The organism is Puia sp. (genome assembly GCF_036500295.1).
Classification (GTDB): domain Bacteria; phylum Bacteroidota; class Bacteroidia; order Chitinophagales; family Chitinophagaceae; genus Puia.
The window spans coordinates 130176-148369 of sequence record NZ_DASYCH010000042.1; the positions used below are offsets into that span (position 1 = coordinate 130176).

Consider the following 18194-nt stretch of genomic DNA (forward strand, 5'->3'; position numbering starts at 1 on the left):
CAGCCAGCCAAATGTAATTAAAATAAAGGCTTCATAGCAAAATATCTGTTCCTCAGCACCCTATCCTCTCCATAGATATCATCATAGAATTGGATCTTCCCTTTCTTGCCCTCGGCCGTAAAATATCGCAGATAGATCGGCACATGCGCAAACCCATAAACCGTATGCTTCTCCTGCCGGGAGATCCAGCTCTTCAAGGTATCCGGATGATATCGCATCGTATCGTTCCGGATCAGAAAAGCAGATAATTTCCGCCATTGCTGAACCCGTACACACCCGTGACTCAACGCCCGAAACTTGTTATCGAACATCCAACGGACATTGGTGTCATGCAGATACACATCGTATTTATTCCTAAAGTTAAATTTCATGACCCCAAGGGAATTATCATCACCCTGCCGCTGCTTCAATTGATACGGGAAGTTGTTCTTGTTCAGTCGCGCCCAGTTGATGGTCATCGGGTCCCGCACACTGTCATTGTCATCCACCACCATCAGGTTCTGCTTTCGGAGATAATCGACATTCCGCTTTATCGCCGGCAACATTTCCTTCATAATAATACTCGTCGGCACCGTCCACTGCGGGTAAGTCACAAAATTGGAGATCTCGCTGCTCAGCAGCGGTGTCCGCGTCTTGGGAGACCCTACGATAACCCTCGATTCGAGCGCGACGGTATCGTCATCCCTTACCTGTAGGGTAAAAGCAGGCAGGTCGACCCATACATAGGTACGGGGGAGCGTATCCGGTAAAAGCTTATATCGGTCCAGGTTGATCGCAATCCGCTTGAACTTCTCCCAATCGGAATTATCCATCAACGTAACGGTCTCCTGCGACGCCCTTCCGGTCACCTTCAACTTATTGGTCTCCTGATACTTACGAAGCGCACCCGCAAGGGTGGCCGTATCTGCCCGGGTCACCGAACTATCGATATACCCCACTTCCTGCAGTCGTTTGGTCAGCGAAGTATAGAACACGGCCGAATCCTTATACGGATAGTCCAGCCAGGTCAGCTTCCGAAAATGGGCATTGACAAGGAAATCCCCGAGATAGGCCTTTAGTGAATCATAACCCGGATGCCTGGGTTCGAGGCTGTCAAGTGCCCCCCGGACCCCGAACTGCCGGGCCGTCGCCAGCGTATGGGCATAAAAACTGTCCGACAATATCGAATCCTTTCGCAACGTAACGCTGTCATACTCCAACCGCCCCTGCTTCAGGTCCTTCACCAGAGTAAAAAACGCATCGGTCAACAGGATATCGGCCCGGTTCCAGATAGCCACATTCTTACGCGCAAGGGTATCCTCGCCGATGATCCTTTTGTAAAAGGCAAGCGCGTTATAATGATAATCCGTGGGGAAAAGGCCGTAATACTTGGAATCTTCGATAAAGGAAAGAAGACTATCGCCTGCCGGCAGCCATCTTTGTTTATCACTCCAGATAGCCTTGTATCCATTGCTGCCATAAATGCTGTCGGCCAGTTTACGGTAAGCCAACACCGTGGAGTCGTTCAATTTATCGCCATTGCCGGCGACATATAGGAGCATGGACTTCAGATCGGTTGCTACGTGTTCGTCCGCCTGGGCGGGGGTTTTCACTTCGTCCTTATCGATCCCCGGCTTCTTGTCGTGACAGGCCATCAGCACCATCGTCAAAAACACCGGCAGAAGGAAAAGAACGCTGCGCGTTCGGTAATTCATATATCCCCCAATATAATACAAGACGCTAATATTTCTAAGTGGAATCAGTTAATTTTTGCGCCCTGGCTATTTCCGCACCCGCGGCATCCGCTGTTCCAGTAGCCAAAGGTCTGCTAAAACGATAGCAGCCACGGCCTCCACGATCACCGGCGCGCGCAAAGCGACACAAAGGTCATGTCTTCCTTTCACCGAGAACGACTCCTGCTGCCCCGTTTCCCAGTTGAGGGTCTGCTGTTCCTTCGGCGTCGAAGAGGTCGGCTTTATCGCGATCCGCAGGACCAGTTCATTTCCGTTGGTGATCCCGCCGACCACTCCGCCCGCATGATTCGTCCGGGTCTTCCCCTCCATATCTTCGATTGCGTCGTTATGCTGACTGCCGAACATCCGCGCCGCCGCGAAGCCGGTCCCAAACTCCACCCCACGCACGGCCGGAATGGCGAACATCCCATGGGCCAGCAACGATTCCACCGAGTCCCAGAAGGGCTCCCCCAGACCGATCGATAACCCGCTCACCCGGCATTCTACGATCCCGCCGATCGAATCCTTGGCGTCGATGGCCTTCTGAAGTCCCTTATCGAGGTCGCTTTCGCCCCCGATCTCCAGGATTTTCGATTCTACCCTCACTCCGGACAGGATCTTCTTGGCGATCACCCCGGCCGCCACCAGCCCCACCGTCAGGCGCGCGGAAAATGGCCCACCCCCGCGATAATCCTCGAATCCGCCAAACTTGGTATGGGCGACAAAATCCGCATGCCCCGGCCGCGGCACGGCCCGCTGTTTCTCATAATCCCCACTCCGCGTGTTCTTATTCTCAAAGAGGATCGTGATCGGCGACCCCGTACTCGTATCATTAAAAAGGCCGCTCTTGAAGATCGGCAGGTCGTCCTCCTTCCTCGGCGTCGTCCCCTTCTGCATTCCCCCCTTCCGTCTTTCCAGGTCGGGTAGAAAGTCCTCCAACGGCAGCGGGATACCCGCCGGACATCCGTCGATATTGACCCCTACACTTTCCCCGTGGGACTCGCCAAAAATGTTGATCCGGAATAACCGCCCAAAAGTATTCATAGCTCTATGTTTACGTTTGCCCCCAATCGTTGAAGATCCCTGTAAAAGTCCGGGTAGGATTTATCAATGGCCTCCGCCACTTCGATCGTCACCGGTCCCCCGGCCTTCAACGCCGCAACGGCACAGGCCATGGCAATCCGGTGATCATGCCGGGAATGGACCCTCGCCCCCCGGATCACTCCACCACCCTGCACCCGCATCACATCCCCATCCAACTCGATCGCCACCCCCATCTTCCCAAACTCTTCCTGCAAAGTGAGCCCGCGATTGCTTTCCTTATGCGCCAGCCGGCTCACGCCGCTGATCGTCGTCACCCCCTTGCAATAGGCGGCCAACGCCACCAGTGGCGGGAACAGGTCCGGACAATCCGTCGCATTGAAAGAGAAAGCCTTTAGCCCCTTGTCGGACCTTTGGCGCCCCTCCCCATCGGACCGGCTGCGCCCCTCCCCATCGGACCGGCCGCGCCCCTCTGACTTGGGCGCCCGTCCGATTTCCGCCCGTCCGACTGCCGCGGGCCCGATCACCATCTCCGTCTCCCGGATCTCCACACTCGCTCCGCAATCACAAAGGGCCTGTAAGATCGCCTTGTCCGCCTGGGTCGACCATTCATCGAGTCCCCGGACACTGATTGGACCGGCAACGGCTCCCGCAACCAGCAGAAACGCCCCGCCACTCCAATCCCCTTCCACCGTATACTCCCGCTGACCGGCCAGCCGGTCAGCTGCAAACAAAAACTCTTTATAATCCCTATTCTCCACCTCCCAGCCAAAGTGTTTCATCACCTGCAGCGTAAGATCGATATACGGCTTGCTTTTCAGGTCCCTCACCCGGATCGCTGCCCCCTGGGCGCCCGCCGCCGCAAACGCAAACAGCAAACCCGTCAGGAATTGCGAACTCAACGAACCATCGATCTCGATGTCCTTCGGCTGTAATGGCCCCTGGATCTCCAACGGCAGCTTCCCGCCATTGGATACCACCCGGATGCCCAGTTGCGGAAAGATCTCGTCAAAAAAATCCATCGGCCGCTTGAGCAGGCTTCCCTCACCCCGCACCCTGATCACTTTATCACTCAACCCGATGATCGGAGCAAACATTCTTAATCCCAGTCCGCTCTCCCCGCAATTCACCTCGAGCCCCGCAGAAGCCGAAACCCCGTTGCTGCTCACCAGCAACGACCCATCCGCCATCTCACTCACCCTCGCACCCAGGTCGCGGATCACCCCAAGCGCAGCCTTATCATCGTTTGAATAACCCGGGTGACGGATGACCGTCTCCCCCGCTCTTAACAGCGCCGCCGCACAAGCCCGCTGCATGCTGCTCTTGGACGCAGGCGCCAGGATGACACCCGACAACAAGGAAGGTTCTATAGTCGTTTCCATAATCTAACGCGCTGTTATGATCGATTGTACCAGTTTTTCCAACTCCGTCAGCGGTATCGCCTTGACAACACCCTGCCCGACCTTATTCAACATCACATAATTCATCGTATCCTTAACCTTCTTCTTATCCCGGCGCAACACCTCCATCACCTCCTTCGGATCGAATTCCGCCAGCGTCGGAAGCCCATATCGCTTCAGCACATCGATCACCCGGTCCGTCTCCTTAAAAACCGTAAACTCCTCCGAGATCATACAGGCAGCCACCATTCCGATAGAGATGGCCTGCCCATGCGAAAGCTCATACACATTCTCTATCGCATGCCCAAGAGTATGTCCAAAATTCAACAGCCGCCGCTCACCGTGTTCAAACTCATCAGCCTCGACGACATCCGATTTGATGACCACATTCCGCCGGATCAGCTTGGCCAGGGCAGCCTTGTCCCGCTGATAGGTCGTCAGCTTGTTCTTCTCCAGTTCCCGGAACAAAGCGGCATCCCGGATGGCCGCATGTTTGATAACCTCGGCAAAGCCGTTAACCCATTCATCCTTCGGCAGCGATTTCAGCAGACTGTAATCATACAACAGAAACTGCGGCTGCCGGATCGTACCGACCATATTCTTGTAGACACCCACGTCGATCCCGTTCTTTCCGCCGATGGAGGCATCCACCATCGCCAGGATCGAGGTCGGCACAAAACCAAAGGAAAGTCCGCGCATATAGATAGCCGCGACATATCCCGTAATATCCGTCACCACCCCGCCGCCGATCCCGACCAGCACCGTTTTGCGATCCGCTCCCAGTTCGATCAGCTGCTCAACGATCGAATCAACCGTCGCCTGCACCTTATACTGCTCGCCCGCATTGATCACGATGGTATTCCATCCGCCAAAACGTTTCTGCTGAGCCGCAAAAAGATGCTCATCGGTGATCAACACCGTGTGATCCTTATCGACGAGTTTTTCCAGGTAGGCGAGATCCGCATCGAGATAGTAGGTCGTCGTCTTGCCGGAGAATTTGTATTGTAATTTATTCATGCGATTGACTCTTTGAACTTGTCCAATTCATGATCCAGGGTCTTTGTCTGATGATACTCTTCCTGCTTTCCGATAAAATCGATCACCTGGCGGACCCCGCTGGGACTCACCGAATAGGCAAAATATTCCTCCTCCCACGCAAACTCCGTCGTGAGTAGCTTCGCCTCGTTAAGCCAGTCCGCCGTCAAGGTCCGCATACTCCGGGTTACCTGCGCCAGGTTCTGCGACGGCATCAGTTGCAATAAACAATGGATATGATCATCTCCCCCGCCTGCCGCCAGCACCCTCAAACCCTTTTCCTCACCCTCCTTTTGCAGGTGGGCAAGAAGCACACGTCTCACCGGTTTGCTCAGCAGCGCTTCCCGCCGGCGTACACACCAGATGACGTGAACGTAGAGGATGACCATGGCTTCTAGGAGTTCATGATCTTGTTCTGATGGTTGATGGATTCCATATGCACCGCATCGTAATACTTGGTGATGAATTCCTTGCTCAGGTTGAGCTTCTCCCCCTTTGCAAACGCCTTCTCCAGGATGGAATTCCAGCGATTGGTCTGCAGGATCGTGATATTGTTATCCTTCTTGTAGGTGCCTATCTGGTCGGCGATGCGCATCCGCTGTCCCAACAGCTGGATCAACTCGTCATCGATATGGTTGATCTGCTCACGCAGTTTGGCCAGCGCATCGATAAATTCTTTTTCGTTGGTCGTCTCATGACGCCATTTGATGCTGTCCAGCAGTTCCGCCAGCTGCTCGGGCGTAATTTGTTGCTTGGCATCGCTCCAGGCCTTGTCCGGATCGATATGCGTTTCGATGATCAGCCCGTCCATGTCCAGGTCGATCGCCTTCTGAGCCACATCCAGCAGGATATCCCGTCTGCCGCTGATATGCGAAGGATCGTTGATCATCATCAGCCCCGGAGTCCGGCGCTTCATCTCGATCGCCAGATGCCACATCGGGGCATTCCGGTATTCCGTATTGCCATAGGAGCTGAACCCGCGATGGATCAGCCCGATCTGGTTGATCCCGGCCTTGGCAACGCGTTCAACGGCCCCAGTCCACAGCTCGATATCGGGATTGATCGGGTTCTTGATCAGCACCGGAACATCCACACCACGCAGCGCATCGGCTACTTCCTGCACGCTGAACGGATTGACCGTCGTCCGGGCGCCGATCCACAGTACATCCACATCGAAATGCAGCGCATCCTCTACTTGTTTGGCGGTAGCAACCTCCACAGCCACGGGCAATCCCGTAAGCCTCCTCGCCGTCTGCAGCCAGGGCAATCCCTTCGTCCCGATCCCCTCAAAGCTGCCCGGACGCGTACGCGGCTTCCAGATGCCGGCCCTTACAATATCGACCTTACCCGTCTTTGCCAACCGGGTAACGGTCTCGACGGTCTGCTCCTCCGTTTCGGCACTGCAGGGACCGGAAATGATCAGCGGGCGCTTTTTCCAGGCTTCCTGGACAATTTCCTTCGCGCTCTTTGTTTCAGTTGCTTCCATATAAATATACTTTTAATAGTCTTTTTCGCGCCTTCGGCCGCAGCCGTTAACGGCTGTTCGCATCATTCATCCGGATCCTTCTCCCCTTATAATTCTTGCCATCTATGGCGCGGATCATCTGCGTCGCCGACCGTTTGTCGACCTCGATCCAGGTGTTCATCTCCTTCATATCGATCCGGCCCAACACTTCCTTGCGCAGATCGCTCATATCCAGGATGAATTGCAGAAAGCTGGCTTTATAGAACCCATCCTTCGTGCCGAGATTGACAAACAACTTTGTATACTCTCCATCGGCGGTATACTCCCTTCCCCTCGTGCGCCCCTCATCCCTGCGTCCATATTCCTTCCGGTCTCCGCCCCGGGCATCCCGGTCCCGGCTCACACTTCTCTCCCGCACATTCAGGTCCTCCGCATTCTCGTAGTATTTCAGGAAGCGGTCGAACTCCATCGCTGCCACCCGCTTCAACACCTCTTCCTTGCTGATATCCGCAAACTTCTCGGCCAGCATCGGCACATAGGACTCATAGTCCCCATGACTGATATCGGCCTGCAGCAGCTTGTCCATAAATGAAAAGAACTGTTTCCGGCACACATCCTTCCCGCTGGGGATCTCCATCTTATGGAACGTATTCTGAACGATCCGCTCAATCTGCCGCAACTTGCCGATCTCCCGGCTGTGCACGATCGATAACGCGATCCCCGTGCTCCCCGCCCGGCCCGTCCGGCCACTGCGGTGCGTATATACTTCCATGTCATCCGGCAACTCATAGTTGATGACATGCGTAATCTCCTTCACATCGATACCCCTCGCCGCCACATCCGTCGCGATCAGCAGTTGCAGGGTCCTTTCCCTGAACTCCCCCATCACTTTGTCCCGCTGCTGCTGGGTCAGATCCCCATGCAACGCGTCGATATCATATCCCTCCCGCGTCAGCTTCTCCGCTATGTTCTGCGCATCGATCTTCGTCCGGGTAAAAATGATGCCGTAGATCCCCGGGTTGAAATCGATGATCCGCTTCAACGTCTCATACCGCTGATGCGCCGACGTCACATAATACTGGTGGTCGATATTCTTGTTCGCCGTATTGACCTTACCCACCGTGATCTCTTTCGGCGACTGCATGTACTTCTTGCTAACCCGCTTGATCTCAGGCGGCATCGTAGCGCTGAATAACCACGTAGCATCCCGTTTCGGCGTATTCTGCAGTATGAATTCGATATCGTCCTGGAAGCCCATGTTCAGCATCTCATCCGCCTCGTCCAGTACCACGAACTTTATCTGCTCGAGATTGATCGCCTTTCGTTCGATCAGATCGATCAGCCGGCCCGGCGTGGCTACCACGATCTGCACCCCCCGGCGCAGATCACGTATCTGCAAACCGATGGAAGTCCCCCCATACACCGCCAGCACATGCATCCCCGGAATAAACTTCTTGAAAAGCTCCACCTCGCTCACTATCTGCATGCAAAGCTCCCGGGTCGGACATACCACCAGCGCCTGCGGATATCGTTCCGCCACATCCACCAGTTGCAACAGCGGCAGGCCAAAAGCCGCGGTCTTTCCGGTACCCGTCTGTGCCAATCCTACCAGGTCCTTCGTTCCGCTAAGTAATACAGGAATAGCCTGTTCCTGTATGGGTGTCGGCTCCTTAAATCCCAACGCGTCAGTAGCCTGTACAAGCCGGGCATCCAGACCTAACCCTTCAAATGTCATCATACTTATCTAAATTTGCCGCAAAGGTACGGTATTTACGCCTCCGGGCGCCTTGAAAAATGCCCTCCAGCGTAAATACCACTAATGTCCTGGCCTTCGGCCGTCGGACCCGGCGGTCCGCCTTGTTACGCTGCTTCACCCGGTCGCATTTCCCCCCCGAACCCACTGAGTTTTACTTGATTATTCTCCTGATCTTATTGGCGTTTTCCATAAGCTCCCGCAAATAATCGGCATTCTCCTTTTCCAGACAGCTCTTAAACTTCCTCAACTGCGCGATATGCTCGTTCAATACATCCAGCACATGCTCCCTGTTCTGCATGAAAATGGGTACCCACATCGACGGGTTACTCTTCGCCAGCCGCACCGTACTCTCAAAACCACCACCCGCCAGTTCGAAGATCGCACTCTCCTCCTTCTCCTTTTCTAACACCGTGTTAGCCAACGCAAAAGAAGTAATATGCGAAATATGACTAATGTATGCGGCGTGCATGTCGTGGCTGTTCGCATCCATGTAAACGAAATGCATTCCCATCTGCCGGTACAGATCCTCCATGACATTCAAGGCATCGGAATCGCTCTTCTCCTTTTCACAAATGACACAGGACCTGCCTTTGAAGGCATCACGCACCGCCGCCTCCGGCCCACTGTATTCCGTTCCCCACATCGGGTGCATCGCCACGAACCGCCGCCGCATCGGATGACCGGCCAGACTCTCACAAAGCGCCTGCTTGGTGGACCCCGCATCGGCCACGATCTGCCGGTCATTGACAAGGTCCATCACCTGCTTCATCACCGGAATGGTTGCATCCACGGGAATAGCGACATAAATTAGTTCACTTTGCTTCACCGCCTCTTCCAGCGGCAAGATCTCATCTATCAAACCCAGTTCCAACGCGCGCTGCGCACTCGCCCCCGTCCGGCTAACCCCGATAACGCGACGCACCAGCGCCCGGTCCTTCAGGGCCAGACTAAAACTCCCGCTGATCAAACCAACACCGACGATCGTAACGGTATCGAATCTCATATCCCCGCTGATTTTATCCTGTTTATACTTTCTTTAATCTTCTCCACCGGCGTGCAAAGGCTCACCCGTACATAACCGGCGCCGGCAGAGCCGAAAATGCCACCGGGGGTGATAAATACGTTGGCGTCATACAACACCCGGTCGCTCAACGCAAACCCATCCGCATAGGAGGAAGGTATCTCCGCCCACACAAACATGCCCACCTGCGTTTTGGAAAAATCGCATTTCAGCAGCTCCAGCAGCTGAAACGCATAGCCCCGCCGTTCCCGATACACCGCATTGACACTGTCATACCAGTCCTTGCCAAGCGAGAGCGCCTTCGCCGCCGCCAGCTGCACCGGCAGGAACATCCCGCTATCCATATTACTCTTGAATCGTAAGATCTCGTCTATCCGCTCCTTCGCGCCCGCAAGGGTGCCCACCCGCCAGCCGGCCATATTCTGCGACTTGCTCAGCGAATTCAACTCGATAACCACCTCCTTCGCCCCCGGGGTCGCCAACAAGCTCATCGGCCGGTCATTCAGGATAAAACTGTATGGATTATCGTGACAGATCAGGATCGCATGCTTCTTCCCAAAGGCAACAAGCCGCTCGAATAAGCCCTGATCCGGCAATTGCCCCGTCGGCATCTGCGGATAGTTCACCCACATCAGCTTGACCCGGCCATCCGCACCGGCGACCAGCCGGTCCAGCTCGTCAAAATCCGGATACCAGCCCCCTTCCGCGGTCAGCGAATAATCGATACACTCACCGCCCGCCAGCTTCACCGCTGCCCGATACGTCGGATATCCCGGGTTGGGAACAAGCACCCCGTCCCCTTTATCGAGATAGGTCATACAGATATGCATGATACCCTCCTTCGAACCGATCAATGGCAGGATTTCCGTGTCGGCATCCAGCCCCACTCCATACCACCGGCGATACCATTCCGCAATCGCCTTGCGAAGCACCGGCGATCCCTTATAAGATTGATACGCATGTACATTCGGTTTAGCACTTTCCTCCTGTAACACCCGGATAACATCCGGATGCGGCGGCAGATCGGGACTGCCGATCCCCAGGTTGATCACATTCTTTCCCTGCTTGTTCAGTTCGTCGATCTCCCGCAGCTTCTTCGAGAAATAGTATTCCCCGATACCCTCCAGTCTCCCGGCCGTTGTGATTGCCTTCGAAGTCGTCATATTGTTACACCTTTTTTATAGGTTCCATAAATTTTCAGCTCCGCCGTCATCGGCTTGATCGCCTCGATCACCCGGTCAAATTGCGCCGGCTCCTCGAATTCCATATCCGCATGAAATGAATATTCCCACTCACTCCCCGGGATCGGAAAGGATTGCAGCTTGCTCAGATTGATCCCGCCATCCGCGATCTTCGTCAACACCCGCGCCAGACTGCCCCGGGAGTGATCCGTATGGAAATTGACGGAAGCCTTATTGGGATTGCTGACCACCATCGCGTTGTCTTCCCGCTGCAACACCAGGAACCGGGTGTAGTTGTTCTTCATCGTCTGAATACTCGGTCCCAGGATCTCTAACGAGTACAACTCGGCGGCAAGTCCACTGGCAATAGCCGCCGAATGCTTGCTTCTATGCTGATGCAAATGCTTTGCACTTAACGCCGTGTCCTCGGTCTCCACAAGTTTCCAGTTGGGATGCTTCTCAAGGTAATCGATACATTGCAAAAGCGCCATGGGATGAGAATGCACCTCCCGGATATCCCCGAGCCCGACACCGGGATTGACCAGCAGATGCTGCTCGATCTGGAGGTAAATTTCCCCCACGACCCGCAGGCCGCTCTTCTGAAGCAGATTGTAGTTGGGCAGAATGCTGCCGGCAATCGAGTTCTCTATCGCCATCACGCCGCCATCACTCTCCTTCGGATTCAAAGCCACCCGGATCACCTCCCTGAAGGTGGCGCAGGTGATCACCTCCACATCCTTTCCATAAAAATGCTGCGCCGCCATCTGGTGAAAGCTGCCTTCATAACCCTGTATCGAAACTTTTTTACTCATATCCGCTTTGTTTATCGCCTCCGCTTCTGCCGAAGATAACCTCCCGCAAAAAACATCTGTCGTTTGGCCTTCAGCCGATGGGCCTTATAGGCCCATAATGCAAAAATCCCGGCTTTTGACCGGGACTCTTTATGTTAATCTGTTTGTTTAGTTGCTGGTTAACAAAAGCGCTCCCGGTCTACCCGTAAAGTAGAAATAAAAGAAAAAATAAAAATACCGGTGTGCCTTTGTCGTAATCATGTTAGTGCACCAAAATTAGGGACAAATCTCAAATAACCAAATAAATTTTTGAAGCGCCCGATGTGGAGCGCCCGATGCGAACCGCCCGTGGACTGTCTACTTCCGCGCCTCCAGTTCCACCGCCTTCACCGCCCGCCCATAATCCTCATTCGAATGCACTGTTTTCGCAGCATCCATATACAGTACCCGCAAACTGTCCGTCTTCGGCAGCCGCTGCCCGATCTCCACCAACACATTGGTCCGGTCATATTCTCCGCTTACCGTCAGCGTCGTACGGATCAATCCGGCCCAGGACCCATTCTCTCTCACATCCTTATGTGCAATCTGCTTTAACAGATTCCCCTTTTCATAATCACCGCTCATCTTTCCAACCAGATTCAAAAGGCTGTCAAAAGGCCGGCCTTCCGCCAGGGGCTGCTCGATCAGTTCCCGCAGGATATTGCTTCGCTCATAATTGCCCCCAAGGGACCCCACCGCATCCAACACCCGAACATATTGTGGTACGGGGACCGTGACCCGCAGATAATGTTGCAGCGACTGCGATTTCTCATAATCTCCATGCATATCCTTGACAGCCGCCAGGTAATCCTCACACACGGAGTCGTTCTTCAGATAAGCCGTATCCACCTTCTCCAAAAGCCGGTTCTTATCATAGTCGGAGCCCAGTTTGTCGCGCATCTTCCCGATCGCCGCCGCTACGGTCCCGGCCGATAGACTATCCCCGTCCAGTATACGCTCCAAATATCGCGCCCGGACATAATCCCCGTCCACACTGTCCACCGCACTCAGCAAGGCCGGATACCCTCCCTTCCGGTAAAGGCGGTCGATCCGCCCGTTGATATCAAAACCAAGGTTGATCATCCCCCGGATGACCCGGCTTTCCAGGGCCTTCCCTTCCACCGACCCCGCATCGATCGGCTTCCCATTCTCATACAACTCCACCTGTAATAGTCCTTTATCGTTCGTCCCTGCCAGCAAATGATCGTCATTGCGCCAATATTCCAGATAACCGCCCGGCGAGATCCGCGCAATGGCCGTCTCGTCGTCATTGAATTGGATATCGCCGTCATAACGCACCTCCACCCGGTTGACCCCGTCATTCATGACCATCCGGTTGTGCCCATGATGGTGACACGCGCCCGCAAAGAGGCAGACCCCTGCGAGAAAAGACCATAAAGTTATAGCTTTCATGTAATTACATTAAGTGGTATCGCATTTGACGACACTCCCGGGCGGGAGGTTACAGAAGATCACCCCAATCGCTGCATAATTTGCCGGTCGATCAGGGTAAATAGATGAAAAGGCTTGTAGGTGCGCCAGTTCTCTAATTCGATAAGCTCGACAAATCGGTTCAGCTTCGCCTTCCGGAAATCATATTGCGTCTGCTCCGGCATGTTCAGACAGGCGATCCAGCCGCCGGCATCCGTCACCTCTTCAAACCACTCCTCATAATAGTCCTTGTCCCCGCTGTGGAAATTCAGGACGTTCTCCGCGATAAAAATGAATTTCGTGATCCCGAACTCGAAGAACTTATCGGTTACCTCCCGCTTCAGATTCATGATATCGTTCTCGATAGCATCATTCCATTCCCCAAAGAGTTCGATAACAACATAGTGTTCCTCATAATCCGCCAGCAGCACCTTCAGATATAGCGTCCGCGACCCAAAATCGTCCCACTGCGGATGAATATAGTAGTTGTAAATAGTCTGCGAAAACTCGAATTCGGAATAGACGCGCCCATAGAACGGCGAACGCTCGTCCTCCTCACTCGTATAAATGTGCCGCCAGTTGTAAAATGGTTCTATCTCGTGCATACAACAAATGCTTATGAAGTCACCGAATCCACCGCTTTCTTGACACTGCCGCTACGCAGCAGCAGTTCCCGTGCTTTCTCGTAATCGGTAAGTCCCGTCCCTTCCATTACCATCTTGGTGCCCCTGTCCACCAATTTACTGTTGGTCAACTGCATATTTACCATCTTATTGTCCTCGACCCGGCCGATCCGGATCATCACGGCCGTCGATACCATATTCAGCACCAGCTTCTGCGCAGTGCCGCTTTTCATCCGGGTGCTCCCCGTTACAAACTCCGGCCCCACCACTACTTCCACCGGGAGATCAGCCTGCTCCGCAACCGGGGATCCGGGATTGCAGACAATGCAACCCGTCAGGATGCCTCGCTGGCGGCAAGCCGCCAACGCACCGATAACATAGGGCGTCGTACCGCTGGCCGCCACCCCGATGACCAGGTCTTTGTCACAGACCTCATATTGCTCGAGATCCAGCCAGCCCTGCCGCTCATCGTCTTCGGCATTCTCCACGGGCTTGCGGATAGCCGTCTCCCCTCCCGCGATCACGCCGATGATCAGATCAAAAGGCATACCATAGGTCGGCGGGATCTCACTGGCATCCAGCACCCCAAGCCGCCCGCTGGTCCCGGCGCCGATGTAAAACAACCGCCCGCCGGCCAGCATCTTGTCCGTGATCGCCAGAACCAGTTTTTCTATCTGCGGGATCGACTTTTCCACCGCCACCGGCACCGTTCGATCTTCCTGGTTCATATTCGAAAGGATCTCACGGACACTCATGTTTTCCAGGTGATGATACCCGCTTTCCTCTTCGGTAACCTTCTCGATTGGCATGCTTGTCTATTGATGATATTTTATTAGTCCGTCCATGGGCTTTTGCAGGATACTCCCCAGCTCGAATTCATAGGTCTGGCACAGTTCCCTGACCACATCCCTGAAACCATAGGCAACACCCCCTACAAAATGGATCGGCAATTTCCAGCTTTCCCGGTACTTACACAAATGATTAAAGAAAAAGTCGTTTAGCCCGTCCTCGATGATATTCTCGATCATATAATGCCCGCGGTTCTCCACCAGGAATAGCGTAAACGAAGCCAGATAGCGGTTGGGCAGCGGCTGTTTGTACACGTTTTCCAGGATCTCCTTGCTGCCCGTAGCATATTTGGCGTCAAATTTATACCGCAATTCCTCATCCAGCGTATTGTAAAGATAGTACTGTACTACCTTCTTGCCCAGATAGGCCCCGCTCCCCTCGTCGCCCAGGATAAATCCCAGCCCCGGGCTGTTCTTTACGATCTTCCGGCCGTCAAAATAACAGGAATTGCTCCCCGTCCCCAGGATACAGGAGATGCCCTTTGACGATCCGCAAAGCGCCAGCGCCGCCCCCATAAGGTCATGGGTCACATGCAGTCCGGCGCCCGGAAAGGCTTCCCGAAGGGCCTTCTGCACGATCTTCCGGTTGTCAGGATTCGCACACCCCGTCCCATAATAAAAAACCTGGTCGATCTCCACCTTCTTCATTACCGGCAGTAACTCCCGGCTGATGACCTGGCCAATGCCGGCGGCATCGAGAAAATAGGGGCTAATCCCTTGTGTCTCTATCGACTTCCTTTTCTTTCCGTTTGAGAGCAAGCACCATTCACACTTGGTGGCCCCACTATCCGCGATCAGTATATTCATAGCCGTCCATCAGCTTTTGGCCTGCAATTTAACTTATGATTCATTAATTTGCAGCCTTCTGGTGATTACGGCCCGGGTTTTTTCAAAAATATACCCGTCCGTCAATCCCGGCTAATCATTTGGCCTTCGGCCGGGATGCCCGTGGCATCTTTTGTTAAATAAATCGTTCGAATGAAAAAACTGCAGGTCTGGCTACCCTTGTTGTTCGCCATCGTCATGATAATCGGTATGATCATCGGTTTCCGCCTCCGGGGCAATATCCGCCCAAGCAGTATATTCATGGCCCACAAACCAACACCGGTGCAGGAAGTCATGGACCTGATCAACATGAACTACGTTGACTCCATCGCCGCCGACACCATCGCAGATGGCGCCATCGATGGGATGCTCAGCCACCTCGACCCCCACTCCGTCTACATCCCCCCCGCCGACGTCTCCGAGATGAACGAAGACCTGCAGGGCAATTTTGAAGGCATTGGGGTCGAATTCCAGATATTCGACGACACCGTCAACGTCATGAACGTCCTGGCCGGCGGCCCAAGCGACAAGGCCGACCTGAAAGTCGGGGACAAATTCCTGAAAGTCGGCGATTCCGTCGTGGCAGGCAACGGCATAACAAACGACCGCATCCGTAAACTCCTTCGCGGGCTCGGATCAAGCCAGGTCACCGTAAGCTTGGTGCGCATCGGTTCCCCCACCCCCCTCCAGGTCCATATCACCCGCGGCACCATCCCCCTGCCCTCCGTCGATGTCGCCTATATGGTCGATAAGGAAACCGGGTATATTCGGATCAATCGCTTCTCGGAGACCACCCATGCCGAATTCGCCCGGGCCATCATGCAACTCCAAAAAGAAGGACTCCAACGCCTGATCCTCGATCTCCGCGGCAACGGAGGCGGCATCCTGCAGGAATCCATCGAATGCGCCGACGACTTCCTCGATGGCGATAAACTCATTGTCTATACCGTCGGCGCCCGGTCGCCACGGGCGGAATACCGCTGCCGCCGCGACGGCCTTTTCGAAAAAGGAAAACTCGTTTTGTTGACCGACGAAGGCACAGCCTCCGCCAGCGAAGTACTCACCGGCGCCCTCCAGGACTGGGACCGCGCCACCATCATCGGCCGGCGCACCTTCGGCAAAGGCCTTGTCCAGCAACCCTTCCAGCTCAGCGACGGCTCCTCCCTCCGGCTGACCATCGCCCGCTACTATACGCCCACGGGCAGAAGCATCCAAAAACCCTATAACAAGGGCCACGAAGATTATAATGAAGAGGTGATGAAACGGTTTCACGACGGCGAGGTCCTTCATGGCGATACCACGACCCGACATGCCGGCCCGGCCTACCGCACCCTCGGTCCCGAACATCGCACCGTGTATGGCGGCGGCGGCATCACCCCCGATCTCTTCATCGGCTTCGATACCAGCACCTTCTCCCGGAGCACAACGACCCTGTACATAGACGGCACCCTCAGCCGGTTTATCTACGCATATTATATCCAGCACCTCCCCGCTTTCCGAAACTATAAGAGCCCGGCCGATTTCATCGCCGGCTTCCACGACGAGGACGGCCTCTGGAAAGGCCTTGGCTACTACGCCGCAAAAGACAGAGTCAACCTGGCCTCGATCCCACCGAAGGAAAAAGATGTGCTGAAACACCGGCTCAAAGCCCTGATGGCCCGGCAGATCTGGCGCACCGAAGGCTACTACGAGGTCAGCAACGCCGACGATCCCGTCATCAACAAGGCCCTCGAAGTGATCCGCAAATAAACCCCATAAAAACAAAAAAGGGCCACAGGCCTTTTGGCCGAAGGCCCATAAAACAAAGGACCGGCTGAAAAGCCGGTCCGCCAACTGAACCATTCGAAACTGGTAATACTACTGCATCTTTTCCTGCTTATCCAGCAATTCTTTCTTCTCGATCCGGTAAGAGGTGATCAGCCCTAACCCGCCACCCACGGCGATAAAGGCGAAGTACAGGATCACGTTGGCACCATTGTAATCGTTGCCGCTGCTGCTGAATTTGTTGACATCATGCCCTACATTATACAAAAGTGTATTGTCGAGCAGATAGGCCAGGAACAAACCCAACCCCGCGCCTACACACAACAGTCCCCATTTCAGACTGCGGAAAGGCGCCGGCCGCGGCCGCTCTTGTTTTAATTTGGGGTTTTGCCCCTTTTCTATCATGGCCATATTCTCCTTATTTATTAAATACCGCCATCCGAAAACCACTCCACAAATTGCGAGGCTGGAGAGAAGTAACCAAATAATTGCTAATTGTCCTGTGTCCATATTTTTTCGTTTTTACTTTTTCAACGCTGTTTACATAACCTCAGACTACGGCCGGAAAAGACAGGTTACACCCGCAGGCAAAAAAATCCGCCAAACCCCCTCACTAATTTTTGTATCTTCCTCTGTAACCTGTGATCTTAATACGTAGTCTTATTACTCGTAATGCACAATGAACTCACTGATACCGAGATTATTAGAAGAATCTTGCAAGGAGAGCAGTCCCTGTTCGCTCAATTGGTGCAAAAATACCAGCAATACGTGTTCACGCTGGTCATGCGTTTTACCGATAACCGGGAGGACGCCGAGGAAATAAGCCAGGACGTTTTCGTCAAGGCCTACCGCTCCCTGGCCGACTTCCGGGGTGAGTCCAAATTCAGCACCTGGCTTTACACCGTAGTTCGAACCAGCTGCATTACCTTCTTAAGAAAGAAGAAGCTCACGATCACGTCGATGGACAACGAACGGACCTTCTCCCAACTGGAGAACCGGGAATCAGGGTTCAGCGCCAACACCATCGAACAGAAATCAAAATATGCAATGGTCACGGCAGCGATCCAACTCCTTAGCCCCGATGACGGCCAGCTGATCACCCTGTTCTATAAAGGTGAACAGTCACTCGAAGAAATCGGTCGCATCATGGGCCTGGACCCAAACACCGTAAAAGTGAAATTGCACCGGGCGCGTCATCGCCTGAAAGAGAAGATGGAAAAACATTTTAGTCATGAGGTACAGGATATACAGGGAGGCTGATC

General features: G+C 54.1%; 17 protein-coding genes. 2 read left to right on the forward strand and 15 right to left on the reverse strand.

What is annotated here, in order from left to right; all coding sequences use genetic code 11:
- Positions 1 to 17: 17 nt before the first annotated feature.
- From VGM48_RS08320 to VGM48_RS08385, 14 genes are all read right to left on the reverse strand, one after another.
- Positions 18 to 1694: a L,D-transpeptidase family protein gene (locus VGM48_RS08320; protein WP_331577935.1), complete on the reverse strand. Its 1677-nt coding sequence runs from the start codon at positions 1692 to 1694 to the stop codon at positions 18 to 20.
- A 66-nt stretch (positions 1695 to 1760) separates the two neighbouring features.
- Positions 1761 to 2756, reverse strand: a complete 996-nt coding sequence (locus tag VGM48_RS08325) for a chorismate synthase (RefSeq protein ID WP_331577937.1) — start codon at positions 2754 to 2756, stop codon at positions 1761 to 1763.
- On the reverse strand, positions 2753 to 4135 hold the full coding sequence (gene aroA, locus VGM48_RS08330) for a 3-phosphoshikimate 1-carboxyvinyltransferase (protein ID WP_331577939.1): 1383 nt from the start codon (positions 4133 to 4135) through the stop codon (positions 2753 to 2755). Before aroA ends, VGM48_RS08325 begins: the two co-directional genes overlap by 4 nt.
- Positions 4136 to 4138: 3 nt before the next feature.
- Complete coding sequence (gene aroB, locus VGM48_RS08335) at positions 4139 to 5170, reverse strand: 3-dehydroquinate synthase (protein ID WP_331577940.1); 1032 nt, start codon at positions 5168 to 5170, stop codon at positions 4139 to 4141.
- Positions 5167 to 5577: a transposase gene (locus VGM48_RS08340; protein ID WP_331577942.1), complete on the reverse strand. Its 411-nt coding sequence runs from the start codon at positions 5575 to 5577 to the stop codon at positions 5167 to 5169. Before VGM48_RS08340 ends, aroB begins: the two co-directional genes overlap by 4 nt.
- 5 nt (positions 5578 to 5582) lie before the next feature.
- Positions 5583 to 6674, reverse strand: coding sequence for a chorismate mutase (locus VGM48_RS08345; RefSeq protein WP_331577944.1), 1092 nt, complete (start codon positions 6672 to 6674; stop codon positions 5583 to 5585).
- 46 nt (positions 6675 to 6720) lie between these two features.
- Positions 6721 to 8391, reverse strand: coding sequence for a DEAD/DEAH box helicase (locus tag VGM48_RS08350; RefSeq protein WP_331577946.1), 1671 nt, complete (start codon positions 8389 to 8391; stop codon positions 6721 to 6723).
- Positions 8392 to 8560: 169 nt separating this feature from the next.
- On the reverse strand, positions 8561 to 9412 hold the full coding sequence (locus VGM48_RS08355; RefSeq protein WP_331577948.1) for a prephenate dehydrogenase: 852 nt from the start codon (positions 9410 to 9412) through the stop codon (positions 8561 to 8563).
- On the reverse strand, positions 9409 to 10593 hold the full coding sequence (locus tag VGM48_RS08360) for a pyridoxal phosphate-dependent aminotransferase (protein WP_331577950.1): 1185 nt from the start codon (positions 10591 to 10593) through the stop codon (positions 9409 to 9411). The genes VGM48_RS08355 and VGM48_RS08360 overlap by 4 nt, the downstream gene beginning before the upstream one ends.
- Positions 10590 to 11423: a prephenate dehydratase gene (locus VGM48_RS08365; RefSeq protein ID WP_331577952.1), complete on the reverse strand. Its 834-nt coding sequence runs from the start codon at positions 11421 to 11423 to the stop codon at positions 10590 to 10592. The genes VGM48_RS08360 and VGM48_RS08365 overlap by 4 nt, the downstream gene beginning before the upstream one ends.
- 336 nt (positions 11424 to 11759) lie before the next feature.
- The gene (locus VGM48_RS08370) at positions 11760 to 12854 is read right to left on the reverse strand and encodes a hypothetical protein (RefSeq protein WP_331577954.1); all 1095 of its coding nucleotides are present in this window, start codon (positions 12852 to 12854) and stop codon (positions 11760 to 11762) included.
- Between the two features lie 59 nt (positions 12855 to 12913).
- A complete protein-coding gene (locus tag VGM48_RS08375) occupies positions 12914 to 13477 on the reverse strand; it encodes a hypothetical protein (RefSeq protein ID WP_331577956.1) in 564 nt (187 codons plus the stop codon).
- An 11-nt stretch (positions 13478 to 13488) separates the two neighbouring features.
- Positions 13489 to 14304 (reverse strand): N-acetylmuramic acid 6-phosphate etherase, encoded by an 816-nt coding sequence (gene murQ / locus VGM48_RS08380; RefSeq protein WP_331577958.1) that lies wholly within the window; start codon positions 14302 to 14304, stop codon positions 13489 to 13491.
- A gap of 6 nt (positions 14305 to 14310) precedes the next feature.
- Complete coding sequence (locus VGM48_RS08385) at positions 14311 to 15150, reverse strand: N-acetylglucosamine kinase (protein ID WP_331577960.1); 840 nt, start codon at positions 15148 to 15150, stop codon at positions 14311 to 14313.
- 171 nt (positions 15151 to 15321) lie between these two features.
- On the opposite strand from VGM48_RS08385, the gene VGM48_RS08390 reads away from it, so the two are divergent.
- Positions 15322 to 16917: a S41 family peptidase gene (locus VGM48_RS08390; RefSeq protein WP_331577962.1), complete on the forward strand. Its 1596-nt coding sequence runs from the start codon at positions 15322 to 15324 to the stop codon at positions 16915 to 16917.
- Between the two features lie 108 nt (positions 16918 to 17025).
- Here VGM48_RS08390 and VGM48_RS08395 read toward each other — a convergent pair whose 3' ends face one another.
- Entirely contained in the window at positions 17026 to 17442 is a 417-nt protein-coding gene (locus VGM48_RS08395; RefSeq protein WP_331577964.1) for a DUF6249 domain-containing protein, read from the reverse strand.
- A 162-nt stretch (positions 17443 to 17604) separates the two neighbouring features.
- Between VGM48_RS08395 and VGM48_RS08400 the strand changes: the two genes are divergently transcribed.
- Complete coding sequence (locus VGM48_RS08400) at positions 17605 to 18192, forward strand: RNA polymerase sigma factor (protein ID WP_331577966.1); 588 nt, start codon at positions 17605 to 17607, stop codon at positions 18190 to 18192.
- The last annotated feature ends 2 nt before the right edge of the window (positions 18193 to 18194 follow it).